Annotated in this window: 22 protein-coding genes, 1 tRNA gene and 2 pseudogenes; 13 read left to right on the plus strand and 12 right to left on the minus strand. The window is 60.2% G+C overall.

The features are described from left to right. Positions 1 to 3: 3 nt before the first annotated feature. On the minus strand, positions 4 to 837 hold the full coding sequence (locus tag ACLI1Q_RS00285) for a DUF3662 and FHA domain-containing protein (RefSeq protein WP_005276103.1): 834 nt from the start codon (positions 835 to 837) through the stop codon (positions 4 to 6). A gap of 208 nt (positions 838 to 1,045) precedes the next feature. Here ACLI1Q_RS00285 and ACLI1Q_RS00290 point away from each other — a divergent pair. After that, positions 1,046 to 1,130 (plus strand) — tRNA-Leu (locus ACLI1Q_RS00290). A gap of 304 nt (positions 1,131 to 1,434) precedes the next feature. Here the strand turns inward: ACLI1Q_RS00290 and ACLI1Q_RS00295 are convergent. The 7 genes and pseudogenes from ACLI1Q_RS00295 to ACLI1Q_RS00325 form a co-directional block, all read right to left on the minus strand. Beyond that, complete coding sequence (locus ACLI1Q_RS00295) at positions 1,435 to 1,557, minus strand: VOC family protein (RefSeq protein ID WP_005276107.1); 123 nt, start codon at positions 1,555 to 1,557, stop codon at positions 1,435 to 1,437. A gap of 65 nt (positions 1,558 to 1,622) precedes the next feature. Beyond that, positions 1,623 to 2,333, minus strand: a pseudogene (locus tag ACLI1Q_RS00300) (IS6 family transposase). A 267-nt stretch (positions 2,334 to 2,600) separates the two neighbouring features. Then, positions 2,601 to 3,215 carry a YdhK family protein gene (locus ACLI1Q_RS00305; RefSeq protein WP_239269695.1) on the minus strand — a complete coding sequence of 205 codons (615 nt, stop codon included), beginning with the start codon at positions 3,213 to 3,215 and terminating at the stop codon, positions 2,601 to 2,603. Positions 3,216 to 3,262: 47 nt separating this feature from the next. Then, positions 3,263 to 5,497, minus strand: a complete 2,235-nt coding sequence (locus ACLI1Q_RS00310) for a copper-translocating P-type ATPase (protein ID WP_239269694.1) — start codon at positions 5,495 to 5,497, stop codon at positions 3,263 to 3,265. 51 nt (positions 5,498 to 5,548) lie between these two features. Beyond that, positions 5,549 to 5,875 (minus strand): heavy-metal-associated domain-containing protein, encoded by a 327-nt coding sequence (locus tag ACLI1Q_RS00315; protein WP_239269693.1) that lies wholly within the window; start codon positions 5,873 to 5,875, stop codon positions 5,549 to 5,551. A gap of 114 nt (positions 5,876 to 5,989) precedes the next feature. Further along, positions 5,990 to 7,117 (minus strand): sensor histidine kinase, encoded by a 1,128-nt coding sequence (locus ACLI1Q_RS00320; protein ID WP_239269692.1) that lies wholly within the window; start codon positions 7,115 to 7,117, stop codon positions 5,990 to 5,992. After that, entirely contained in the window at positions 7,114 to 7,836 is a 723-nt protein-coding gene (locus ACLI1Q_RS00325) for a response regulator transcription factor (protein ID WP_239269691.1), read from the minus strand. The genes ACLI1Q_RS00320 and ACLI1Q_RS00325 overlap by 4 nt, the downstream gene beginning before the upstream one ends. 404 nt (positions 7,837 to 8,240) lie before the next feature. On the opposite strand from ACLI1Q_RS00325, the gene ACLI1Q_RS00330 reads away from it, so the two are divergent. The 5 genes and pseudogenes from ACLI1Q_RS00330 (at position 8,241) to ACLI1Q_RS00350 (ending at position 11,722) form a co-directional block, all read left to right on the plus strand. Continuing rightward, positions 8,241 to 8,816, plus strand: coding sequence for a CueP family metal-binding protein (locus tag ACLI1Q_RS00330; RefSeq protein ID WP_023016447.1), 576 nt, complete (start codon positions 8,241 to 8,243; stop codon positions 8,814 to 8,816). 71 nt (positions 8,817 to 8,887) lie between these two features. Beyond that, positions 8,888 to 10,369: a multicopper oxidase family protein gene (locus ACLI1Q_RS00335; protein WP_023028062.1), complete on the plus strand. Its 1,482-nt coding sequence runs from the start codon at positions 8,888 to 8,890 to the stop codon at positions 10,367 to 10,369. A 93-nt stretch (positions 10,370 to 10,462) separates the two neighbouring features. Continuing rightward, positions 10,463 to 10,820 (plus strand): annotated as a pseudogene (locus ACLI1Q_RS00340) (transposase). Beyond that, positions 10,801 to 11,178 carry an IS3 family transposase gene (locus ACLI1Q_RS00345; RefSeq protein WP_239275729.1) on the plus strand — a complete coding sequence of 126 codons (378 nt, stop codon included), beginning with the start codon at positions 10,801 to 10,803 and terminating at the stop codon, positions 11,176 to 11,178. The pseudogene ACLI1Q_RS00340 and the gene ACLI1Q_RS00345 overlap by 20 nt, the downstream one beginning before the upstream one ends. Next, positions 11,090 to 11,722: an IS3 family transposase gene (locus ACLI1Q_RS00350; protein WP_411697017.1), complete on the plus strand. Its 633-nt coding sequence runs from the start codon at positions 11,090 to 11,092 to the stop codon at positions 11,720 to 11,722. The genes ACLI1Q_RS00345 and ACLI1Q_RS00350 overlap by 89 nt, the downstream gene beginning before the upstream one ends. A gap of 289 nt (positions 11,723 to 12,011) precedes the next feature. On the opposite strand, the gene ACLI1Q_RS00355 is transcribed toward ACLI1Q_RS00350, so the two are convergent. Together ACLI1Q_RS00355 and ACLI1Q_RS00360 are read right to left on the minus strand one after the other, a co-directional pair. Beyond that, positions 12,012 to 12,593 (minus strand): LURP-one-related/scramblase family protein, encoded by a 582-nt coding sequence (locus tag ACLI1Q_RS00355; protein WP_239269688.1) that lies wholly within the window; start codon positions 12,591 to 12,593, stop codon positions 12,012 to 12,014. A 28-nt stretch (positions 12,594 to 12,621) separates the two neighbouring features. After that, entirely contained in the window at positions 12,622 to 13,755 is a 1,134-nt protein-coding gene (locus ACLI1Q_RS00360; RefSeq protein ID WP_239269687.1) for an HNH endonuclease signature motif containing protein, read from the minus strand. Positions 13,756 to 13,984: 229 nt separating this feature from the next. On the opposite strand from ACLI1Q_RS00360, the gene ACLI1Q_RS00365 reads away from it, so the two are divergent. From ACLI1Q_RS00365 to ACLI1Q_RS00375, 3 genes are read left to right on the plus strand one after another with little or no spacing between them, the layout of a single operon-like run. Then, positions 13,985 to 14,326 (plus strand): heme transporter, encoded by a 342-nt coding sequence (locus tag ACLI1Q_RS00365; protein WP_239269686.1) that lies wholly within the window; start codon positions 13,985 to 13,987, stop codon positions 14,324 to 14,326. Continuing rightward, positions 14,326 to 15,156 (plus strand): hypothetical protein, encoded by an 831-nt coding sequence (locus ACLI1Q_RS00370; RefSeq protein WP_239269685.1) that lies wholly within the window; start codon positions 14,326 to 14,328, stop codon positions 15,154 to 15,156. Before ACLI1Q_RS00365 ends, ACLI1Q_RS00370 begins: the two co-directional genes overlap by 1 nt. Next, a complete protein-coding gene (locus tag ACLI1Q_RS00375; RefSeq protein WP_239269684.1) occupies positions 15,134 to 15,439 on the plus strand; it encodes a CHY zinc finger protein in 306 nt (101 codons plus the stop codon). Before ACLI1Q_RS00370 ends, ACLI1Q_RS00375 begins: the two co-directional genes overlap by 23 nt. 16 nt (positions 15,440 to 15,455) lie before the next feature. Here ACLI1Q_RS00375 and ACLI1Q_RS00380 read toward each other — a convergent pair whose 3' ends face one another. Beyond that, positions 15,456 to 16,763, minus strand: a complete 1,308-nt coding sequence (locus ACLI1Q_RS00380; RefSeq protein WP_239269683.1) for a M20/M25/M40 family metallo-hydrolase — start codon at positions 16,761 to 16,763, stop codon at positions 15,456 to 15,458. 77 nt (positions 16,764 to 16,840) lie between these two features. Here ACLI1Q_RS00380 and bioB point away from each other — a divergent pair, with 77 nt between their 5' ends. From bioB to ACLI1Q_RS00395, 3 genes are all read left to right on the plus strand, one after another. After that, positions 16,841 to 17,821, plus strand: coding sequence for a biotin synthase BioB (gene bioB / locus ACLI1Q_RS00385; protein ID WP_005276160.1), 981 nt, complete (start codon positions 16,841 to 16,843; stop codon positions 17,819 to 17,821). Then, entirely contained in the window at positions 17,821 to 18,084 is a 264-nt protein-coding gene (locus ACLI1Q_RS00390; RefSeq protein WP_023024778.1) for a hypothetical protein, read from the plus strand. The genes bioB and ACLI1Q_RS00390 overlap by 1 nt, the downstream gene beginning before the upstream one ends. A 183-nt stretch (positions 18,085 to 18,267) precedes the next feature. Further along, a complete protein-coding gene (locus ACLI1Q_RS00395; RefSeq protein WP_411697018.1) occupies positions 18,268 to 19,191 on the plus strand; it encodes a Sir2 family NAD-dependent protein deacetylase in 924 nt (307 codons plus the stop codon). On the opposite strand, the gene ACLI1Q_RS00400 is transcribed toward ACLI1Q_RS00395, so the two are convergent. Further along, positions 19,192 to 20,205, minus strand: coding sequence for an esterase/lipase family protein (locus ACLI1Q_RS00400; protein WP_239269681.1), 1,014 nt, complete (start codon positions 20,203 to 20,205; stop codon positions 19,192 to 19,194). Between the two features lie 438 nt (positions 20,206 to 20,643). On the opposite strand from ACLI1Q_RS00400, the gene amn reads away from it, so the two are divergent. After that, the gene (amn, locus tag ACLI1Q_RS00405) at positions 20,644 to 22,047 is read left to right on the plus strand and encodes an AMP nucleosidase (RefSeq protein ID WP_239269680.1); all 1,404 of its coding nucleotides are present in this window, start codon (positions 20,644 to 20,646) and stop codon (positions 22,045 to 22,047) included. The last annotated feature ends 58 nt before the right edge of the window (positions 22,048 to 22,105 follow it).

Genomic DNA, 22,105 nt, shown 5'->3' on the forward strand with positions numbered 1-22,105 from the left:
GAATTAGTAACTATGCGAATCAAGGCCCGTAATGCGGACCTCGACGTGGGAATGGCCCATGGTGATCACATCGCCATCGGCAAGCAGCCAGTTATCAATAGGAGTGTCATTGACCGTGGTGCCATTGGTGGACTGCAAATCCACCAATACGGCATCTTCACCGTTCCACGTGATTTCCGCATGCTGGCGGGACACGCCCGTATCCGGCAGGCGCAAATCCGCATCATTGCTGCGGCCAATAATATTTGACCCTTCCTGCACGTGGTAGACGCGGGAAGAGCCATCCTGCAACATCAAATTGACAGCGGGGCCCTGCGTTTGCGGCGCGGGTTGGTCATCTTGCGCAATGAAAGCGGTAGTAGCTGCGTCATCCGCATTATTTTCGTGCGGGTTGGTCATCTGGTCCTCCTGACCATCAAAGTCGTGGAAAATCGCCTCGAAACCGGTCTCTTCTGTGGGCTCGTGATCTATAAACGAGGACACACGAAGCTGGCCCGTGCGCAGGCCCGATTCCTCCGCTATCCGCACAATGACGGGACCAGCGAGGGACCATCCGTTATTGCGGATAAAGCGAGATAATTGGTCTGCGCAATCGGCAGGCAAATCGGGGTCTTGCGACAAGTTCTCCAAATCCTTGGAGGAGACACCTACAGTCATGACATTGGGACTATAGAGTTTGTCATCGTCCCCGTGGCCGAGATTGTCCTGGGCTTCTTGCTTCAAAAGCTCATCAATCTCTGCAGGAACGACCTTGCCGCCGAAGACAAAAGCCATGCCGTTATCAAGGCCGCGTTGCATAGCGGAATCGAGCTTCGCCAGCCTTTCTAAAAACGCCACGAATTTTGCTCCTTTCCGCTATACAGCGATCAGTAGTGATCAGTAGTAGCCATTATAGTTTGTATACCCCTTTCAAACGTAGACGGCGGCGCGAAAGTTCCTAGTTTTTCGCCATTAAATGCGCAAAATAATCCGCTTTTCCTGCTGATTTGTAATTGTATGCACTCCCTGTGCTATCTTTATCTAGTCGCACTGACAACCACACCCTGCCCGGGTGGCGGAATTGGCAGACGCGCTGGCTTCAGGTGCCAGTGTTCGATAAGGACGTGCGGGTTCAAGTCCCGCCCCGGGCACAAAGAGCAGTTGAACAAACTGCGACACCGGAGGTAACAAACTCGAAAGGGTTCGTGACCTTCGGTTTCTTTGTTTTTCTGAACTTTGGCGGTTGAGGATTGCAAGTGTGGGAATTTACATCCTAACTCCCGCTCTCTTCTGTCGAACTCTTGTTTTCGATGGTGTCAACAAGTCATTTTGCTTGTTATTTTGATCTGACGTTCTGGCTTTAGCTCCCGCTTCGGGGCAATTGGAATCCTCCAACTGAGATGTTTTCCTTGGGCTGTTGGAGGATTTCCTAGTTGTTGAATCCCAATTTAAGAATTAAACGACTGGGCTGACGCGGAACAGGTTTCCATCAGGGTCGGCAACTACGAAGGTGCGGCCGAAGACGTCATCGTCGGGTGGCTGCACAATTTGGACTCCTTTTGATTGGTGCTGTTGCAAAGTTGGGCGGAGAGTAGCGAAGACTCAGTTTCTCATTCCCTGATGGCCGCTGCGTGTGGGCGTTGTTAGGCCGTCTCGAAGACCCTGTTGACGATCACCGCGTCCGGGTTCGGTTGCCCGTGAGGTCAAACACAGTGCCTTGCCCTTTCCGCAATGAGTGCATCGCCTCCATCCCTTTCAACGTCCGATATGCAGATGTCCGGTTCTTAAACGTACCTTTCGGCCCGAGGATCCGCTTCAGTCGACCATGGTCGCCTTCTAGGATGTTGTTGAGGTATTTCACCTGTCGGTGTTCCACTGTTGGCGGGCAGGTTCCCCCTGACTTCAACTCGGCGATTGCCCTGGCTAGGGAGGATGCTTTATCGGTGTTGATCACTCTGGGATACCCGGCTGACGCATTGTATCTGAGAGCCTTGGCCAGAAAACGTTTCGCTGCGGCCACGTTCTGCTTCGGAGAGAGGTAAAAGTCCAGGGTCTGGCCACCGGCGGGGATCGCCCGATAGAGGTAGCACCACCTGCCGCCGATCCGGATATAGGTCTCACCACCCGCCAGGAACTGGCCTGCCAGTCAGGTACCTGCCGGTACCACCGTGTTTGCTTGTCCAGCTCAGGGGCGTATTTCTGGACCCAGCGGTAGATCGTGGTTGATCAACCGGCACACCCCGCTGAAGTCATCATTTCCTCCAAGTCTCGGTAGCTCACCCCTAGCGGCAGTACCACCGCACTGCCCACAGAATGACGTCACGGGGGAAATGACGACCGGAGAAGATACCCATGGCTGTGATTATTTCACGTCGCTCTTCCTACTGCCCCAACTTTGCAACAGCACCCAAAGCCCTGGAATGAACTCCTGTCACCAGGGTCATTCCAGGGCATATTTCCCTGACTAAGAGAAGCAGTGACACAGAAGGTCTACCTCAGCGTGGGCCCTGTGGGCGTGCAGGTTCCGTGTGTGGCTGGTGTGCTGCGGCATGGTCGGCAGCGATTGATGACCGACTCTGGAGCGGGTGCCTTGTCTGGTCTCGCGGTTCAGGGTGGGTGGACTATTCGGCGGGTTGGATCTCGCTCTCGGTGACCCACTTGTGGTTGGTCATCGTCATCCCGTCGACGGTGAGATCAACCATGTAGACCGTCTCCTCGGTGGAGTAATCGATGGTGGCCTCAGCACCCTTCATGCCGGACATGTGCTCGGCATCCAGGACAACGCTCGCCCCGTCGGGCAGGGGGGCCTGACCCGGATCGACGAGCTCCTCATGGACGACCCAGCGGTGGTCGGTAACCGGGGCCCCACCCTCGGCGGGGGTGTAGCTGACCGAATAGGTCGTGGTGTCAAACGCCCCGGAAATGGTGGCGGTGGCCCCGTCCATGCCGGGCGTGTGGTCAGCGGTGAGGATGACCTCGGTGCCCACCGGGTACGTGGGATCCTCGGCCTCTTCAATGCCTGCCGGCGGTGCCCCGCCGTCGGCAGGGTGGTCGTGCCCGCCGTGCTCTTCGTCGGCAGTGGTGGTGTCTTCCTGGTGGGTCTCGTTGGTCTCTGCGGTTGCCGTCGTGGTGCTGGTGGTGTCGGCATCGTCGGAGTTGTCGGTGGCGTCGCTGCAGGCGGTCAGCGCCAGGGTGGAGGTCAGTACCAAGGCGGCGAGGGTAATGCTGCGTTTCATGAGCGTTCCTTTCAAAGGTGGTGTGAGTTAGGGGTCGAGAGACAAGGTCAGTCAGTAACGGTTACGGGGGATATCGACCTACTGTGTTCCTCCTTCCCGTCGGTCGGAGCCAGGTGAGCCGGCTCCAGATCAATGCGGCGCAACAGCTGGGCGTTCAGGGCCACCACGATGGTCGAGGCAGACATCAAGATCGCGCCCACGGCCGGGGACAGCACGAACCCGATCGAGGCGAGCACTCCGGCAGCCAGCGGCACGGCGAGGATGTTGTAGCCAGAGGCCCAGATCAGGTTCTGGATCATCTTGCGGTAGCTGGTCTGGGACAGCTCAATCATCGACAGCACTGCCCGCGGGTCATCACTGGCTAGGACCACCCCGGCAGATTCCATGGCCACATCCGTGCCGGCACCAATGGCGATACCGACGTCCGCGCGGGTCAGAGCGGGGGCGTCATTGACACCGTCACCGACCATGGCCACGCTCAAACCCCGGTCCTGCAGCTGCGTGACCTTGGTGTCTTTGTCCTGGGGCAGGACCTCGGCGAAGACCTCATCAATGCCTAGGTCCTGACCAACCGCCTGGGCCACCTGTTGCGCGTCGCCGGTGATCATCGCGACCTTCACCCCGCGTTCCTGCAGGGCTTTCACAGCGGCGCGGGATTCGGGGCGGATCTTGTCCTCGACGGCCACCGCACCGATGATCTGACCGTCGCGGACAATATGGAGCACACCGGCCCCACGCCCGGTCCAGGCACTGGTGGTGTCGGTGAGCTCGGCCGGGGTGGTGAGGTTGAACTCGCGCAGCATGTTCGGCCCGCCCACGAGGATCTCAGCGCCATCGACAGTGGCCCGGACTCCCCGGCCGGAGGCGGCGTTGAAACCAGTTGCACGGATTTGCCGACGGGAGGCCTCGGGATGGGCGGCCGCGGCCGCCACGATGGCGCGGGCCACGGGGTGCTCGCTGTCGGCCTCCGCAGCGGCGGCCAGGGCCAGTAGCTCGTCCTCGGTGACGCCGACAGCTGCCGCGACACCGGTGACCGCGTGCGCACCCTCGGTCAGGGTGCCGGTTTTGTCGAAGAGCACCACGTCGATGGTGCGCATCCGCTCGAGCGCCATCCGGTCCTTGATGAGCACCCCGGATTTCGCGGCCCGCTCGCTGGAGATCGCAATGACCAGCGGAATCGCCAGGCCCAGGGCGTGCGGACAGGCGATGACCAGCACCGTAACCGTGCGCACCACGGCATCGTCCGGGCTGCCGATGATGGTCCACACCACCGCGGTGATCAGAGCGGAGATCAGCGCGAACCAGAACAACAACGCCGCCGCCCGATCCGCCAGGGCCTGGGCCCGGGAGGAGGACTCCTGGGCGTCGGCAACCATGCGTTGGATCCCAGCCAGGGCGGTGTCCCCGCCGGTAGCCTCCACCCGGATGCGGACGGTGTTGTCGGTGGCCACAGTACCGGCGACCACCTTGTCACCGGTGTCGCGGAAGACGGGACGGGATTCGCCGGTGATCATCGCCTCATCGAATTCGGCGGCTCCGTCGAGGATGGTTCCGTCGGCCGGCACCCGGGCACCGGCCCTCACCAGAACGACGTCGTCGACGACCAGCTCGGAGATGGCCACGGTGCGGGTGGTCCCGTCGATGACTTTCTCGGCCTCATCCGGCAGCAGGGCAGCCAGCGCGTCAAGCGCGGAGGACGCGGCCCCGAGAGCGCGCATCTCCAGCCAGTGGCCCAGCAGCATGATGGTCACCAGCAGGGCCAGCTCCCACCAGAAGTCCAGGTCAAAACCACCCAGCCCCAGAGTGGTGACCCAGGAGGCGACAAACGCCACGGTGATGGCCATGGCGATCAGGAGCATCATCCCGGGTTGGCGGGATTTCAGTTCTTTCCATGCGCCCTTGAGGAAAGGCGTTCCGCCGTAGACGAAGATGATCGTGCCCAGCACCGGGGGGATCCAGGTGGATCCGGGGAATGCCGGGAGGTGGTAGCCAAGCAGGTGGGCGACCATGGGGCTGAAAATAACGACGGGAATGGACAAAATCAGCGACCACCAGAAGCGGTCCCGAAACATTGCGGTGCTGTGTCCGGCGTGTTCGCCGTGACCATGAACGTGGTGGTCTTCGTCCGGGGCGGAATGCGGGTGATCGTGGGGCATTGCCTGGCCGTGGGGGTCGGCATCTGCGTGGTGTTCGTGGCTGGCATGATCCGGGTGGTGGGTGTGGTCTGTTTCCGGAGCGGGGTGATCACCATGGTGATCACCCGAATGGTGGGGAGTGCTCATGACGTTCCTTTCGCTCAACCCGGTCGGGGTCGAGATGATGGGTAAAACTGATCAGGATAAGACGGTGTAGCCGACCTCCTCGATGGCCCGGCGAACCATCTCCGGAGGTACGGCACCGGTGACCGTGATGGTGGAAACTCCACCAGCAGCGAGATCAATCTGGACGTCGTCGACCTGGGGGAGGGCCTGAAGGGCCTGGGTCACGCTTTTCGCGCAGTGCCCGCAGGTCAGGCCGGTGACCTGGTAGCTAGGGGAGGACCCTCCTGCTGACGAGTCGCTGGTGGCAGGGGTGGAGGCGGTGTCGGCACGTGAGGCAGGTCCGCAACAGCTGCAGCCGTGGGAGGCCATCGGCAAGAGGCGGGGCGGGGAGGTGATCATGGGAAAGCTCCTACGAGTCGGTGGGATGCGGCGATGCCACTCTCTAGCATATACCCCCCAGGGGTATAATTTCAATGGGTGGAGGGCGCGGCTCTCATGCGGGGCAGGGTGTGGTCACCGAGCAGCCTCCTCACTGTCGGGAGGGGACAGCGGGAGGCGGAGGGCAAACACCGCTCCGCGACCGGGTCCGGGGGAGGTGGCGGTGAGAGTGCCGCCGTGGGCCTCGATCAATGCCTTGGAGATGGTCAGACCGATACCGGCCCCGCCGTCGTCCCGGCTGCGGGCGGCATCCCCCCGGTAGAAGCGTTCGAAGATGTATCTGAGCTGGTCAGGCGGGATGCCCTCGCCGTCATCGGCGACGTGGATGAGTGCGGTGGACGCCCCCTGTCGGTGGACGCTGATCCGGACCTGCCCGCCGGCCGGGGTGTGTCGTAGCGCGTTCGACAGGAGATTGCTCATCACCTGGCCGAAGCGTTGCCGGTCCACGAGCGCCCGGGCGGTGTGTGTAATGGTCTCGATCTGTAAATCGACGCCTTTGTCAGCATAAGCTTCCCCCGCGGCAGCAGCGGCGGTATGGAGCAGATCCCCGAGCCCTTCCTCCGCCAGGTCCAAATCGATCCGGTGTTCCTGGGCCCGGGAGACATCGTCGATGTCTTCCATCAACCGGGTCAGGCGGGTGAGTTGGTCAGCCATGATCGTGTGGGTGGCATTATTCCAGTCCACGACCCCGTCCTGGAGACCATCGAGGTAGACCGTGAGCACCGATAAGGGGGTGCCCATTTCGTGGGCCAGATCAGAGAGCATCTGGCGGCGGACCTGTTCGGTGTGTTCCAGCCGATCGGCCATGGTGTTGAAGGCATGCGCCAGGGTGGTGACCTCGGGGCCTGCTTTTCCGGCGGGCACGCGGATACGGGAGTTGCCGGCCGTCAGGCTGGTAGCGGCGCGGGTGAGATCCTGCAGGGGGGTGCGCAGACGACGCGATAACCACAGGCTGGCCAGCAGGGCGCTGATCAAGGCGGTGGGCAGGGCGACGGCCAGGGTGATCAGGTTGGCGCCCCGGTAGGCCTGCTCGGCATGGAACAGCTCCAGCGAGGGGTCCTCCTGGCCGGTCATCAACATATGATCATGGAACAGGGTCGGACCCACCGTCGTGGCCACGGCCGCGGCCACCAGCAGGCTAATCACCACGACCAACACCTGGGCGGCCAGGAAGCGGAAGGTCAGGCCGGGTCCGTGATTCATGGTTGCCCCACCCGGTAGCCCACGCCACGCACGGTGTCGATAAACCCCCGGCCCCGGGTGTCGGTGCCGAGCTTGCGACGCAAGTTGCCGATGTGGACATCGACGATGCGTTCATCACCGACCCAGGTGGTGTCCCAGACCTCGGTGACCAGGTCGTGGCGGGTCAGCACCTGGCTGGGGCGCAGGGCCAGGGCAACCAGCAGCTCGAACTCCGTGCGGGTGAGCTCCACGGTCGTCTCCCCCACCCGCACCTGATGGGCGACGGGGTCAAGGATGAGGTCACCAACGATCAAGGGGGTGGTCACCTGCGGTGGGGTGGTGCTGGTGCGCGGGCGGCGCAGCACCGCATGCACCCGGGTCACCAGTTCCCGGATGCTAAAAGGTTTGGTGATGTAGTCATCCGCCCCCAAGGTCAAACCGCTGATCTTGTCGTCCTCGCTGCCACGCGCGGTGAGCATGAGGATGTAGCAGTCCGAGAAGGTGCGGATCCGTCGGCACACCTCCAGGCCGTCGAGTTCGGGCAGCCCCAGATCCAGCACCACAACATCAGGGGAAAAGCGACGAGCCTCGTCCACGGCCTGGGTGCCGGTGTGAGCCTGGCGGGTATCGAAGCCGGCCCTGATGAGGTAGGAGGCCACCATCTGAGCCAGGGGTTGTTCATCATCGACGACCAGCACCCGCCCCGGGGGCGTGGCGGTGGTCGGTGTGCGGTCAGCCATAGGCCCCAGTATTGCTCCGGTCAGGGGGGAATACCACCCTCGCTCAGTGCCCGGCGGGGCAATCTTCATCAAATCTTCAAACATCACCCTTCGACTGCCGTCACCCTTGTGCCCCACCCCGGGCCGGCGGCATCGCCTCCCCTGGTCGGTTCAGCAGGCGCCACCAGGGATTTCACTGCCTGCACCGCATACCCGGGGCGGGTAGAAGGACATCGCCCACGGCTGTGGGGTGGTGTCCCGGTGGTGACCCAGCCCACCGAATCCACCCCCTTTTCGCCCTGTTATAAGGCTGTGAGCAGGGCTTTTGATTTCTAGTCCGTCAGGCACCCGTGCTAGATAAAGGTATGACATCGACCTTGAGGCGGTGTCTTCTCACGGTCTTACCACGATCCAAGGAGATTGACGTGAAACGAGCAGCGATCGCAGCCGCCGCCCTTGCCCTCGCCCTCACGGGGTGTTCGGCCGCCGACCCGGAACCCACCGCCGACGGGACGGTGTCCCGGGATACATTCCTGACTACCCATGGCCTGGCCGCCATGGACGCGGTGGAGATCATTGATCACCTCGACCGGCAGAAGGTCACTGAGCGTCCCACGGATCTGATCGCTTCAGTGCGTGCCGATGAACTGCTGCTCTCGAGCGATGACCAGGAAGTCGTGGTCGATCTTCCCGACAATCAGACGTATGTCTCGATCGCGCCCTATCTCACCTCCACCCACGACTGCTTCTACCACAGCCTCACGACCTGCCTGGGGGAACTCGACAATGAGGATATCCAGATCACGATCACCGATGAGGCGACCGGTGAGGTGCTGGTGGACGAGGCGACAACCACCTTCGACAACGGGTTTATTGGCTTCTGGCTTCCCGATGATGCCACCGGCCTGATTGAGGTCAGCTACCAGGGGCGTACCGGCACCGCGGAGTTTTCCACCGCCGACGATGGTGCCACCTGTGTCACAGACCTGCACCTGACGTGATGGCTCAGCAGGGTCCTCACCTGCGCCTGTCTCCCGTGTCACTGAAATCTAACACCAAGGAAGGTTAAATCATGATGAACGGATTTTCCCGACGACAGTTTCTGCTCGGCGGGCTCGTCCTCGCCGGCACCGGGGCCGTGGCCGCCTGCACCAGCGACCCTGGACCCGCTGCCTCGGCACCAGGTTCCTCTCTTCGCCCCACTCCCACCCCCACTGCGCTCGGTGAGCCGACGGTGCGCCGGACACTGACCGCCCGGCCCCTCTCTCTGGATATCGGCGGCATCGAAGCCAAGACGTGGGGGTACGTCTCTGACACCGGGGATGCGGCCATTGAGGCCACCGCCGGCGACGTCCTCCAGGTCGATATCACCAATGAACTTCCTGAGAGCACCTCCATCCACTGGCATGGTATCGCACTCCACAACGCAGCCGACGGTGTGCCCGGCATGACCCAGGACCCCATTGAACCTGGCGAGTCTTTCTCCTATGTTTTTGAAGTCCCCCACAGTGGCACCTACTTCTACCATTCCCACTCCGGCCTGCAGCTTGATCGCGGCCTCCACGCCCCACTGATCGTCCGTGACCCGCAAGACGCTGAGGACCAGGACGTCGAGTGGACCATCGTGCTCGACGACTGGGTCGATGGCATTCAGGGCACTCCCGACGATGAGCTCGACAAGCTCACCGGAATGGGTTCAGGCGACCATAACGGGAAGAAGGGAATGGGAGGTCACGGCCAGATGATGCACGGCACCCCGGACCGGGTACTGGGCGGGGATGCTGGCGATGTGATGTATCCGCACTACCTCATCAACGGACGTATCCCCCGTGCTCACCGGACCTTCGAGGCTCGCCCGGGCGACAAGGCCCGCCTGCGGTTTATCAACTCCGGCGGTGACACCATCTTCAAGGTGGCCCTCGGTGGTCACCGCATGACCGTCACCCACACCGACGGCTTCCCCGTCCAGCCTCGGGAGACCGAATCGATCTACCTGTCGATGGGCGAGCGTGTCGACGTCGAGGTCATCCTCGGCGACGGCATCTTCCCGCTCACGGCTTTGGCGGTGGGTAAGGACGACCGCGCCTTCGCCGTCATCCGCACCGCCGGCGGCCAGGCCCCCCACCCCGATGTCGACTTCCCCGAGTTGTCGTCCACCGGACTGCTTCTGTCCTCCCTGAAGCCAGCAGACCGTGCACTCCTGCCCGAGGACACACCAGACCGAGAAGTCAGTATCGACCTGGGCGGGCAGATGATGCCGTATGAATGGAGCATTCTCACCGACGGCCAATCCTCCTCCGCGACCGTGCAGGAGGGCCAGCGCCTGCGGATGGTCATGCGCAACAGAACCATGATGCCCCATCCCATGCACATCCACGGCCACACGTGGGCGCTGCCCGGCAGCGGCGGGCTACGCAAGGACACCGTCCTTCTCCGCCACGGTGAAACCATGATCGCCGACCTGATCGCTGACAACCCCGGTGAGTGGGCATTTCACTGCCATAACGCCTATCACCTGGAAACCGGGATGTTCAGCTCGCTTCGCTACGAGTAACCCCCACAGCAGGGTTGAGTGCCGAGGTGGGCGGGGGTGTCCCCCGAGTAGTGGACACGGCGTTGGTGTGAAGTGTCCCAGGTTTTGTTCCGTTTGAGTAGATGGGAAAATCTGGAACGTGCCGAGAAAATTTGACCAGGATGCAAAGGATCGTGTGGTCCGTCTCGTGGAAGATCGCATCGTGGCGGAAAATATGTCGATGCACCCCGCGTGCCAGGCAGTAGCTCCAAAGTTGGGGGTTTCATGGCACACGGCTCGTCAATGGACCCAGCAGGCCCGCCGTTCGGGAAACATCCCAGAACCTGTGTGTGAAGATTTGGCCGCCGAAAACGCGAGGCTGCGCCGTGAAAATCACCAGCTACGCGACACTAATGAGCTGCTGAAGGCTGCCTCAGCTTTTTCGCCTCATGACCAGGCCCCAAGCCTCGGTTATGATCCGGTTCATCGATGAATACCGGAATTATTTCTCTGTCGAGTTCATTTGTAAGACGTTGAAAAATAACCGGGCTGGTGGGTTTATCACCTCGCGTGGGTATCGCCAGTCCAAGGCCCGTGGGTTAAGTGCTCGTCGACTTCGCGATGCTGCGTTGGTTGAACGCATTAGTGCTGTTCATCGGGATAATGACGGTGTTTACGGCGTGCGGAAAATGTGGCATGCGCTTCACCGTGACGGAATCGATATCGGTCGTGAACAAACCGCTCGGCTGATGCGCCTGGCTGGTGTTTCTGGCACAGGCACAGGCGGATCACCAATCACAACGCGTACACCTCAACGTGCCGGATCTGCGCCCGGATTTGGTCGAGCGTGAATTTAAAGCCCGGGGCCCGAATAAGCTGTGGGTGGCCGACATTACCTACGTGCGCACGAAGAAAGGCTTTGTGTATGCCGCGTTTGTCACCGACGTTTACTCCCGACGGATCGTTGGGTGGGCGTTATCAGACTCGATGCGCACCGAAGCACTGCCGCTGCAAGCTCTCAACCAGGCAATCGTGTGTGCTGAGGAAACAACAGGTCTCATTCACCATTCGGATCACGGATCGCAGTATGTCAGCGTGGTCTACAACCAGCGACTTGCCCAACACGGGATCACTGCTTCCACCGGAAGTGTGGTGACTTATATGACAATGTACTGGCTGAAAACGTTAACGGCCCCTCATAAGAACGAACTCATCCATACTCGCAGGTGGAATGATGTTATCGAGGTAGAAATTGCGACGTTCGAGTGGGTGTCATGGTGGAACGAGGTAAGGCTCCACCAAAGCTTGGGATACCGAACCCCAGCCGAGGTGGAAACCGAGTTTTGGAAGCAGAACCCGCCACAGGCAATAATAGAAATCAAGGCAAATGCCTAGGAACAAAACTCGGGGCACTTCATTCCTTGGCGGAGTATGCAATGCCATTCAGGTGGCCGCACTGCGAATCATCGTGGTGGGAACCGTACCTGATGGGGTGAAGCCCAAAGCCCTTTCTACGATGGGATCGATAAATAGCTCTGCGATGCTTATCGGATACATTATCGGGGCGCCTATCGTAAGTGCCATCGGCCCGGCAGCGGCACTTGCCGTATCCGGAATTGGAACCTCGGTGCTTACAGTAGGGCCAGTCCTGAAACACCGTTTGCAATGATTTCCATGCGCGCACCTAGTTGCTGTTTTTCTTTTTCTTCGTGCGCAGCATGTCCATGCTCATTACGGCGCCGATGATGGCGGCGTGCTGTTGCTCGTTGAGGCCTGGCGCGATCCGCAGGAGATACGTGTTTTTACCCATGAAGTAGTTGCCCATGCCGGTCCATTTATTGGAGACATCGGCAAGCTGGCGATCCTGGGAGGTGATGGTGAGGTTCCAATCCCAGAAATCGCCGTGCACTTCGACGTCGGCAAAGCCCCCCATTGTTAATTCCATCTTGGTTTTGAACATGGAGAAGCGCTTGGTGATAACGGCCATGGGCTGTTCAATTCCCGGTAGGTGTACCTCGTAGGTATCCCGCAAAAAATTCGGCGGATCCGAGATCGTCATGACTGTTTGTTGGGGGTTGCCTTCGGCATCCGTGAGTGCGACCTCCAAGCTACGGGAGGGTTTAAACACCATCTCCTTAAGGCTGGTGGATTGCACGATGGTGCCCACTGGGGTCCCGTTGACATCAGAAATCATGAATCGATCCTTGAGGAGGGACTTGGTCTGGGAAATGATCAGCTCGTCGAGCGTGAATAATTTTTGCATCATGCCAACCAATGTATGGCAGTGGGCGTTTTTAATCCTCCTTCCTTGGGATGGTTTTTTCTTTTTCCTGTGCTTCGTGGGCCTCTTCGTAGGCCCGTGCGCGGTGGGCGGTCATGGTTTGTGCAAAAGTCTGCACCCAATTCTTATTCTTTTCCGCCAGCGGGCCGGAGGGCTCGGTGACGGTCCAGGTGCCGTCCTCGAAGAACCAAATAATGTCCCGGGTGTGCGGATCCATGACGTAAAAGGCCCGGCCATCGGTCTTTATGTTGTGGTGGTGTTGGCACAGGCACGCAAGGTTTGCGGGAGTCGTCGGCCCGCCATCCGCGTGGTTGATGCGGTGATCCTTCTGGCACACCGTGGCAGGGCGGTTGCAGCCAGGGTAGCGGCAGGTGCCGTCGAATCCTTCGAGGTAGGCTGCCATATCCGGCGGGGTGACATATCCCTTTACCTCTTTATCCGGGTTCAGTTCCCGGATCTTGGAGTAGGGCAGGGCGTTGGAGCGCGCCGGGTCGAGCCACCCAACGGATTCAATGAATGCGGGGGAGTTGGGGACATCGGTTGCCTTGTAGGCATTCAGGATGACCTGGGGTGCTTCGGTATTGCCGGTGAGGAGGGAAATGGCGGCATCGGCAAGCGAGCAATCCAGCTTGAGCGCAGTCTCCTTGATGCACTTATCTACGCACGCCATCACCGAGGGATCCGCGCTCAGCGTCATTGCTGCGGTATTGTTTCCCCAATTCTCCATGGTGTAGCGCGGCTGGGTCGGCCCCTTCTTGACCGCAAGGGTGTCATCTTCGAGGTTGATGAGCTCGTTGATCTTCCTTTTAATCTGCGCTTGCGTCCGCATGGCCTGGTTGGCGCGGGTGGGGGTGAGGTAGGCGGTGAGCTGCTCATCGATGCGCGCGACTACCTCCGGGGCCGGGTTGCCCAGGCGGTTAAGGGATTTATTGATGGCAATGAGGCGGTCTAAATCTAAGTGGTAAAGCTGGTGCTGCAGCTCTTTCAGCTGCGGGAGCTCTTCTAGGCGATACAGGGCCATCAGAATATGGCCGATTCGCCCCTGATTAACTCCGGTGGTGCGGTAAAGGGATTGGGTGACTAATTCGAAATCAGAATCGAGATCGGGGATCTGTTCAGTCCAGAACTCGTATTCAGATTTTCGCATCTCAAAAGCTAAGCGTGTAGTGGGGTCTTTGGTGTTGGTCGTGGAAAAGTATGGATCTTCCATGGCGCTTAAAACCTAAATTTGTGTTGTGAACGTGTGTACGAAAAACACTATAGAACACCCGCCGGACATTCGCCTGTTTTAACGCGTTTTCGCAGGTAGGAATGCATATTCTTCCGTCAGGATAACCGGCTCAAAAAACAAAATTATGTGCTAGCTTGAGGAGGGTATGAGCCAGGAGCAGGAAACGCAGGAAGAACCCGGCCGCGCGTGGTGGCAGTGGTGGGCGCCTTTGGCGATGATCGCTAACTTCCTGGTGCTCCCGCCGGCGATTTACCAGGCGGTTTCCGGAACGACGCTGCTCGGCATCATGGGTGGGCTTACCGTGCTTATTGCTCTTATCGATGCCGCCACATTCCGCTACTCATGGACCATCTTCTGGGTTGCGGGCATCGCCTATTTCGCGGCCATGGAGATGTACTTCAACGAGGGGACATGGATTTACCTGCCGGTAGTGGTCCTTTTGGCGTTGGGTGCTAGCAAATTGGGCGCCAAGTTGAGGAAGCGCTGATGGAAATCTGGCGGTTGGACCACCCTGAGGCTGGCCTGCTCGAGGTTGAGCGCGGCTACGATGCCGAGTTCGCTGAGCAGGGCGAATGGCCCAAGGAGCCGAAGGAATTTACGCCGGTGCTTGGCGATGCCCCCTTTATCCACCGCATCCAGCTCTGGCGCAAGAATCCTGCACCCCGCATGCAGATCGTGGTCAATGGCGAGGTTCGCAGCCGGCACGACAAGCCGCGTGGCGGCCGTTATTCATTGCAGAAGAATCTGGAAAACGATCTCTCATTCAGTGAGAATAGTGCGCCGCTGACTAAGCCTTATGTAGATATCCAAGCCACGCCCTTCGGGGAGATACAGGATGTCTACTACCGCGATGGGGAGGAGGCCGTGGCCTTTGATCCGCCGCCGGGCTCCTTGGGTGAAAAGCGGCGCCGGGCAATGGAAGAAAGCCCCTTCAAGCGCGTGCTGTATCCACTGCTCGGTGGGCTGGGGAAGTCCGGGTGGGCCATCGCGATGATTGTTTTGGCTCCTATTATTAGCCGCATCCTCTCGCGCTTGCTGCCGGATTGGGAGCTGCCAGATGTAGATTTCCCAGAGATTTACCTTCCGCTGCCAAATTTGCCGAACCTGCCGGAGCCACCGCAGATTACCTTGCCCGCGCCGCAGTTTGCGGTGCACTTTGTACCTCCGGAATGGGTGGTTTTCCTTATGGATTACAGCAGGGTGTGGATGCCTATAGTTATTGCCATTGCCTTTGGGGTGATGGCGGTGCGCAATGCAAAGAAGTCGGAGGCGAAGAAGAAGGAGTGGCAGAACCATGAAGATTCGCGGCGCGATTGATGCGGAGGGCCGGTGCAAGCATTGGCATTCCCCGCTCGACGTGGTGGCCAATAAGTGCGCGACCTGCGGCGAGTACTTCGCGTGCGCGCTGTGCCATGCGGAGCTGACGGATCATGAGTTTGGGCCCATGCTTGTCGATGCCCCCGCTGCCCTCTGCGGTTCCTGTGGCCTCGAGATGGATTACCGGCTGTATTCCTCTGTCGAGGCATGCCCGAAGTGTGGGCATATGTTTAATCCCGGCTGCAGTGCGCATGCCGGGATCTATTTTCAGGTCACCGCGTAAAAGCGAGGGGAGAGTGCTACTGGTTCAGACCCAAAAAGCGGTTGACCAAGCTGTGGTAGGCGCGCACGGTGAGATCTAGGTCCTCGAGGTAGAGGTGCTCATCGTGGCTGTGTAATTGCGAGTTGGCGCTGGCCATATCGCGGCCCTCGGCGTGCATCGCAAAGCCATAGGCATTGCCGCCCTTGCGGCGGGCGAAGCGGAGGTCGGAACCACCGGTGGCGTGGACGGGGACGACGTCTTTATTGGGGAAGAACTCTTTGGCGGTGGCCTCAATGGTGCGCCAGAGCTCGGTATCGGTGGAGGACTGGGTGGCGTTTTCGGTAATGAGGTGTTCGATTTCTACCTCATCGGCAAGATCGCCCAGTGCGCTGCGGAGGAAATCGTCCAAGTCTTCCTGGGTTTGCCCAGGGAAGGGGCGGATATCCATCTCAAGGTAGGCGTGGGAAGGCAGCACATTGATGGCCCCGCCGGCACGCAGGACGGTCTCGGCGATGGTGGTGTGGCTAAAGGCGTGGGCGTAGGCATCGAGGTTGCCGAACTTGGTGTAGTCACCGGTGCCATCGATAAGCTCTTTTTCGGTCTCAGGATCGAACTTGAAGGTGCGGACGAAGCCCTCCCAGATCTCGTTGGAGGCTGTGGGTGGCTCGGCCTCGGCGATGCGGCGGGCGACCTCGCCAATCTTTACGATGGCAAAGTCCTTGCCGTAGGGCGTCGAGCCGTGTCCGGCATCGCCAGTGACGTGGAGGCGGCGCTGGCCAGCGCCCTTTTCTCCCACGTTGAAGCCCACCGCGCCGGGCAGGTGGCTACCGCCGGTCTCGGAGAGGCAGTTCTTCCAGGAGAAGGCATCGGGGTGGTTTTCTGCCATCCACCGCACGCCCAGGCCACCGCGGGCCTCTTCATCGGCCATGCCCACGAAGGCAAGCGTTCCGCCGGGGTTGCCGGCGCGCGCTACCTCGCGGGTGACGGCGGCCATGGTGGCGGTAATAAAGAGCATATCTACGGAACCGCGGCCGTATAGCTTGCCGTCTTCAATGAGTGCCTCGAAGGGCGGCTTGGTCCACTTGGGTTCGTCGACGGGCACGACATCGGTATGCCCCATAAGAGTGAGTGGTTCCTTGGCGGGATCGCCGGGGACGGTCACCACGATGGAGACGCGGCCCGGGTGGGATTCAAAGCGCTCGATGGAGACGTCTTCGCCGGCAAAAAAGTTCTCTAGCGTATCGGCATTGCGCACCTCAAAGCCGGAATCCGGGGTGAGGTCGTTCACGCAAGCATTGCGGATGAGTTCTTGGAGGAGTTCGAGGGTGTCATTGTAAAGCGTCATGCCCCTTAGGGTAATCCCGCGAAAAAAATTTTGTGATTTTGGCCAAAGTTGAACGGCGTTCAAGTATGGTTCACTGCATGAGCATCATCGACATCGCCCGTGAGAAAGCTCTGGAGCAAGGCAAAGGCCTTAACCAGGAAGAACTACTACAAGTACTGCAGGTTCCAGATTCCCAGCTGGAAGAAATTGCTGATATCGCCCACCAGACCCGCCTGAAGTGGTGCGGCCCGGACGTATCGGTGGAAGGCATTATCTCCATCAAGACTGGTGGTTGCCCAGAAGATTGCCACTTCTGCTCCCAGTCCGGCCTCTTCGAGTCCCCAGTGCGCGCAGTGCGCCTGAACATCCCTGAGCTGGTGGAGGCGGCGCAGAAGACCGCCAAGACCGGCGCTACCGAGTTCTGCATCGTCGCTGCGGTGAAGTCCCCGGATGACCGCCTGCTGGACCAGGTGGGCGAGGCCATCGCCGCCATTAATGATGCCGTTGACATCGAGATTTCCTGCTCCCTGGGCACCCTGACCCGCGAGCAGGCACAGCGCCTGAAGGACATGGGCGCACAGCGCTACAACCACAACCTGGAGACCTCCCGCTCCTACTTCCCCAACGTGGTCACCACCCACACCTGGGAAGAGCGCAAGAAGACCCTGGACTACGTGCGCGAGGTAGGCATGGAAGTCTGCTGTGGCGGCATCATCGGCATGGGCGAGTCCCTGGAGCAGCGCGCCGAGTTCGCAGCCCAGCTGGCAGAGATCGATCCGTGCGAGGTTCCGATGAACTTCCTCGACCCTCGCCCGGGCACCCCATTCGCTGATCGCCCGCTGGTTCCGCTGGGTGAGGGCCTGCGCGCCGTTGCTGCATTCCGCTTGGCGATGCCCTCCACCACCCTCCGCTTCGCTGGCGGCCGCGAGCTTTCGCTTGGCGATGACGGCACCGAGCGCGGTCTGCTCGGCGGCATCAACGCCATCATTGCCGGCAATTACTTGACCACCCTGGGTCAGGAAATCGAAAAGGATGTGGACATGCTGGGCCGCATCGATCTCCCGATCAAGGCTCTGTAGTGTCCGAGCCGAACTCTGAGTTGGCAACCGCCGTCCTGGCCGGGGACGAGCCAATTTTCCACCCCAATACCGGCAAGCCGATCGAAGAGGTCTTCACGCTGCACCCTGCTGCAGCTGCCGGCCTCGACGTGCCGCGCTACTGCCAGATCTGCGGCCGCCGCATGGTGGCCCAGGTGCGCCCCGATGGCTGGCATACCAAGTGCTCGCGCCACGGGGAGCTAGATTCTGAGTGGTTATACGTAGAGCAGCTACCAGAGAGCTAGCACTACCAAGATAAGGAGCCGCTGCCGCAAGGCAGGCGGCTCCTTTTCCTATTAAAAAATACCCGTGAGCTGGGGATAGGTAAATCTACTTGCGAAATTTTGTGCGCTCTACTTTAGAGATTTGGTACGTCTTACTTGCGAAATTTGGTAAAAACTCGCAATCGCTTGATTAGATTGGTGGGTATGGATCCCGCCGTAGCCCACGCACATCAGTCTGCGCTGCGATCGATTGCGCGCGTCGTGGAGGAGACAGCTCCGCATACGGAGGCGGGGCAGGCTTTGGGGGACATCGCCAAGCAGCTGCGAGAAGGGCCGGTGATGGTACTGACCGGGGCGGGGGTATCGACGGAATCGGGGGTGCCGGATTATCGCGGACCGCGGGGCTCGCTGAGCAGGCACCGGCCGATGACGTATCAGGAATTTCGCCACGACCCGGCCGCTAGCCATAGGTATTGGGCGCGCAGTTTCGTGGGCTGGCGCGTGATGGATTCCGCGGCACCCAATCGCACGCATTATGCGCTCGTGGAGTTGGAGCGCGCCGGGCTGGTCAATGGTGTGGTGACCCAGAACGTGGATGGTCTGCATAAACGGGCGGGTACGGACAGGCTGGTCACGCTGCACGGCGATATGGAAACCGTGGTCTGCCTGTTGTGTGGTCACTATGAGGATCGCGGGCACTTCGATGCGCGATTGGCTGCCGCGAACCCGGGCTACCTGGAGTGCCTAGTGGTGGAAAGGGACCAAGTTAACCCGGATGGTGACGTGACGCTGGATGAGAAAGACGTCGCGGCGTTTCGAATGGCTGGCTGCGAGCGTTGCGGATCGGAGTTGCTCAAGCCTGACGTGGTGTATTTTGGCGAGCCCGTGCCAGCCACGCGGCGGGATGCGGCCTTTGCGCTCTTGAACGAGGCTAATTCGCTGCTGGTGGCCGGTTCTTCGCTGGCGGTGATGAGTGGATATCGCTTTGTGCTTGAGGCAAAGAAGCAGGGCAAGCGCGTGGCCGTTATTAACGGTGGGCCTGGCCGCGGGGACAAGAAGGTGGATACGCTGTGGCGCACGCAGGTGGGCCCGGCCTTTGATGCCCTGCTCGATGAGCTGGAGATTTAATTATCGCGGCGTGTGCTCGACCATCCTGAGCAGCGTGCGCACGATGGCGTGCACGCGCTTATCCATGGGCATATCTTCGTGCATGACCACGGCGTGGCGGTCAAAATCTTGGATATAGATATTGCGCACCGCACCTTCGGGCGCGCCCTCGGGGTCGAGGAAGCAGGTCTCGGGCGGGACGACGACGGCATCGGAACGCGTGGCGATGCAGGTGTAGCTCACGCCGGATTCGAGGTCGCCGTCGCGGTTGACATCGCGAAGCACCTCGCTGCCTACCACCTGGTCCATGCCGGCGGGGCCAAACCAGCCATCGATAATGGAGCGGATCACCGCCTCTTGGCGTTGGGTGCGAATGAGGCGACTGGCGATGCCCCCGTGGGTCGTCCCATGATTAGGCGCGCTGATGCTCATGAGGTGGATGACCTTTTCGGCGCCGCCGTCCATGCGCATCCAGTACCGCGCGAGCAGTCCGCCCTGGGAGTGGCCTACTAAGATGACCTTTTCTGCCCCGGTGACGGCGAGCACGGTATCGATATACGCGCCAAGCTGCTGGGATGATTCCGGGATGGTCTGCGTGGCGCGGTGACCGTAGTCAGGGGCAAAGACCGCCCAACCGTCTTGGCGCAAGATATTGCCCATAATCTGCCAGACGCCCTTGGTATCGCAGGTGCCGTGGACCAGGATGACCGGCCAGGGGCGCTCGTCGCTCGGGCGGGCGCCCCAATCGTCTTCGAAAACGCCGCGCGGCTTCGTGCGTGCGCCGAGAGGGAGCGTCCTAGCGGCATCGGCGTCGAGGGCGGAATCGCCGGGACTGGACTTATCCTTTTCGGCCTTGAGGCGGTCAACGATCTCATCGGCAACGTCATCCTGCAAAGCACTGGCCGCGGCCGGGGAGGCGATGCCAAGGCGAGGCGAATCTTTTTCTTCGGGTGTATCTTCCTCGTTCACGCGCCCGAACTTGAGGAGTTGTTCAGAAATAATGCTTTTCAACTCTGCAAGAGATTCGACAGCCATGCCTTCCAATCATACGCGTTAATGCAGGTAAATGGCCTCTTTGGAAAAGTTGAAGAAATTTATGGGCAAGCCCTTGACCTCACGCCACAATCTTTGTAAACTTAGGCTTGCCTAATCACGGGCGGTGCTTACGGCGTAGGGCGCTCCACTCCTTGCCGCTAAGTGCCAGAGATTAGTCATGGGGAGAGGGCCCGCCGATGCGCAGTCGGCGGGCCTTCGTTTATGCCTCGGGAGGGTTAGTCGTCGAAGCAGGCGGCGGGTGCTTCATCCTCATGCGGGGGAATGGGAAGATCAACGGGAAATTCACGGGTGGCGGCAAAAAGCTCCACCCCAATATTAGTGGCAGGCATAGAGCTAACGATACCAAGTGGGCGTTTAGGATTCAGGGTAGAAAAGACTCCGCTGCCGTGCTGCTCGGTCCCCGCTAAACTCGCCGGTATGACCGATCTGCAGCATGTCCACTCCGTAGATGAAGCGGTGACTCGCTTAATTGAACATTATGAAACCTCGTGTGTGTTGGGGCGCGAGGCCCTTGCCTCCGGCACCCTCGATGATTATCGCCACGTGGTCTATCCCAAGGTGACAGTGGAGATTCGTAAATGGCAGCCGATTGACCGCTCCGAGCCCTTTGGCTATGTGGACGAGGCTGGCAAGTATTCTGCGGTCGTCTCCAAGCCGCACATCATCCGGGAGTACTTGCACGAGCAGCTGACGCGGCTGACTAATAACTATCCGTGCGATATCTTCGTCGGCCAATCGGATGAGCGCATCCCGCCGGAATACATCAAGGATGCCCCGGCGGCGCCGCAGGAGCGCGGTCCCATCCCGCGCCCGACCTTGGATGAGGTCAACGATGCGATTATTGATGGCGAGTGGGACGCCTTTCACGGCGGGGAAAAGCCGCTCTTTCACTTCGGGGCGCAGCGTTTCGATATTGCCTGTGCGCGCATTGAGCACTACACCGGCATCGAGGTCGATACGGTGCAGAAATACATCCTGTTTACCAATTACGCGATGCACACCACGGAATTCGTGAAATTTGGCCTGCGCGAGCTGACCAAGGAAGATTCGCGATATACGGCGCTCGTATTGCCCAATGGGGAGACCATTCACCCCAATGATGCGGTGGACCTCGACCTGGATGGGCTGACGCTGACCTCGCGCTTTCAGATGCCCCGGTTCGATCTCATTACCGCAGGTGGCGATGGAATCACGATGATCAATATCGGGGTGGGGCCTTCGAATGCGAAGACCATTACAGACTGCTTGGCCGTGCTGCGGCCGGAGGCCTGGATCATGATTGGTCACTGCGCCGGCATGGATGGGCGCATGCGCATCGGTGACCTGATCTTGGGCAATGCCTACGAGCGCCACGACCACATTTTGGACCGGCAGGTGGTTTCTTCCACGCCAATTCCGGCTATTCCAGAGGTTCAGCGCATGCTGGAGGCGGCCGTGGATGAGGTCTACGGCAGCGATAATTCGCTCATGCGCACCGGCACGGTGCTATCGACCGATGACCGCGATTGGGAGTGGCGCACCAGCCGGGATCTGTGGGAGTGGTTGCGCACTTCTACCGCGGTGGCGGTGGACATGGAATCGTGCGCCTTGGCGGCAAATGGGTACCGCTACCGCGTGCCCTATGGCACGCTGCTATCCGTATCGGATCTGCCACTGCACGCCGTGCCGAAGCTGCCGGCGCAGGCCCAGGCGTTTTATTCCAACTCCAAGGAAGCCCACGTCATGTGCGCGGTGCGCGCGGTGGAACAGTTGGCAGAAAACCCGGAGCGCCTGCGCACGCGCAAGCTGCGGCGCACGTTGGGAGAGGTTCCTTTCCGGTAGCTGCTTTCCCTTGGTAGGTATCGCTAGTTAAACTACAAAGAAAGCCCATGACGCAAAA

This window comes from Corynebacterium limaceinasi (assembly GCF_046717465.1).
Classification (GTDB): Bacteria; Actinomycetota; Actinomycetes; order Mycobacteriales; family Mycobacteriaceae; genus Corynebacterium.